At 59.3% G+C, this 2128-nt stretch carries 4 protein-coding genes; all 4 read left to right on the top strand.

Annotated features, from left to right (window positions below):
- A partial coding sequence (locus AC1D35_RS35690; RefSeq protein ID WP_477942691.1) for a cbb3-type cytochrome c oxidase subunit I occupies positions 1-702 on the top strand: 702 nt, incomplete at its 5' end.
- A 5-nt stretch (positions 703-707) separates the two neighbouring features.
- Positions 708-1328 (top strand): cytochrome o ubiquinol oxidase subunit III, encoded by a 621-nt coding sequence (gene cyoC, locus AC1D35_RS35695; protein WP_477942693.1) that lies wholly within the window; start codon positions 708-710, stop codon positions 1326-1328.
- Positions 1325-1729 (top strand): cytochrome o ubiquinol oxidase subunit IV, encoded by a 405-nt coding sequence (cyoD, locus tag AC1D35_RS35700; protein ID WP_113335410.1) that lies wholly within the window; start codon positions 1325-1327, stop codon positions 1727-1729. The genes cyoC and cyoD overlap by 4 nt, the downstream gene beginning before the upstream one ends.
- Before the next feature lie 51 nt (positions 1730-1780).
- On the top strand, positions 1781-2128 hold a 348-nt coding region (locus AC1D35_RS35705; RefSeq protein ID WP_477942696.1), incomplete at its 3' end, for an SURF1 family protein.

Consider the following 2128-nt stretch of genomic DNA (forward strand, 5'->3'; position numbering starts at 1 on the left):
ATCGGCGGCGTTCTCTTCGGCATGTTCGCCGGCGTGAACTACTGGTTCCCGAAGGCCTTCGGCTTCAAGCTCGATCCCTTCTGGGGCAAGATGAGCTTCTGGTTCTGGCAGATCGGCTTCTGGTTCGCCTTCATGCCGCTCTACGTCCTCGGTCTGATGGGCGTCACCCGCCGCATGAGCCAGTTCGACGATCCGTCGTTGCAGATCTGGTTCATCGTGGCAGCCTTCGGCGTCTGCCTGATCGCACTTGGCATCGCGTCGTTCCTGATCCAGATCGTCGTCTCGTTCAGGAAGCGCGAGGAACTGCGCGACGACAGCGGCGATCCGTGGGATGGCCGCACGCTCGAGTGGTCGACCTCTTCGCCGCCGCCGGATTACAACTTCGCCTTCACGCCGGTCGTCTACGATCACGACAGCTGGTACGACATGAAGAAGCGCGGTTACGAACGTCCGCTTGGCGGCTTCAAGCCGATCCACATGCCAAAGAACACCGGCACCGGCGCGATCCTGTCGGCCTTCAGCATTACCCTCGCTTTCGGCCTGATCTGGTACATGTGGTGGCTGGCCGTTCTCTCCGCAGTCGCCATGCTGGTCGTCGCGATCGGCCATACGTTCAACTACAAGCGCGACTTCTACATTCCCGCCGACGAAGTCACCGAAACGGAAGGCAAGCGCACAAAGCTGCTTGCCGAGCAGGTATAAAGACCATGAGCGATCATACTATCGACACGGCCGAAAAGCCTGGATTCTACCTCACGGAAGACCATCATCCGCAAAACAGCACCAATCTCGGCTTCTGGCTCTACCTCATGAGCGACTGCCTGATCTTTGCGGTGCTGTTTGCCACACACGCCGTGCTCGGCCGCAATTATGCGGCCGGCCCCTCTCCGGCCGATCTCTTCGATCTGCCGCTGGTGGCCATCAATACCTCGATGCTGCTGCTCTCCTCCATCACCTATGGTTTTGCCATGCTGCAGATGKAGCGCAATGCAAAGGCGGAAACGCTATTCTGGCTGGCAATCACCGGCCTCTTCGGCGCAGCCTTCATCGGCCTCGAACTCTATGAGTTCATCCACCTGATCCACGAGGGGGCCGGGCCGCAGCGCAGCGCCTTCCTGTCGTCCTTCTTCACCCTGGTCGGCACGCACGGTCTGCACGTCACCTTCGGCATCATCTGGCTGATCACGCTGATGGTGCAGGTGTCCATGCACGGCCTGATCGAAGCCAACCGCCGCCGCCTGATGTGCCTTTCGATGTTCTGGCACTTCCTCGACGTCGTCTGGATCGGCGTCTTTTCCGTTGTTTATCTCATGGGAGTCGTTGGATGATCGCTGAAAGTCCTGTCAGAGAAGATGCGCATACCGCACACCACGCCCATAGCCACGGGCACCAGGCCGGTCACGGCACCTTCAAGAGCTATATGACCGGCTTCGTCCTGTCGGTAATTTTGACGGCGATCCCCTTCGCATTGGTCATCGGGGACGTCTTTCACAGCAAGCTTGCGACAGTCAGCCTGGTGCTGACCCTGGGCGTCATCCAGATCGTCGTGCACATGATCTATTTCCTCCATATGAACTCGAAGTCCGAGGGCGGCTGGACGATGATGGCGTTGATCTTCACCATCGTCATCATCGCCATCGCGCTCGCCGGTTCCCTTTGGGTGATGTATCACCTGAATACCAATATGATGCCGACCATGACCCCCGCCATGATGAAGAACATACCGTAGAGGACCGAGGGATCTTCCAGGGCGAAACGTGTTTCTATGAAGGAAAAGGTCGTGAAAACGCAAAGGCGCCTTTCGCCCTCCCGCGTTATTGCATGTGTCGCCCTGTCGTTCCTGACGACCATCTTGGTCTGCCTCGGCATCTGGCAAGTCGAAAGGTTATCCTGGAAACGTGCGCTGATCGCCCGCGTTGATGCGCGGGTTCATGCCGCGCCGGTGGCACCGCCGGCCCGGGCTCAATGGAAAACGGTCAGCGCCGCGGGCGACGAATATCGGCGCGTGACGATGAGCGGTCTGTTGGAGAATGACCGCGAGAGCCTCGTCTACGCCTCGACGGCTCTCGGGCCCGGCTATTGGGTGATGACGCCGCTGCGACTTGCCGACGACACTGCGATCATCGTC

Source organism: Rhizobium sp. P1_E6 (genome assembly GCF_056405875.1).

Bases quoted from the DNA above. Each gene is read 5' to 3' on its own strand.
- cyoD (WP_113335410.1), top strand. From the start codon at position 1,325: ATGATCGCTGAAAGTCCTGTCAGAGAAGATGCGCATACCGCACACCAC.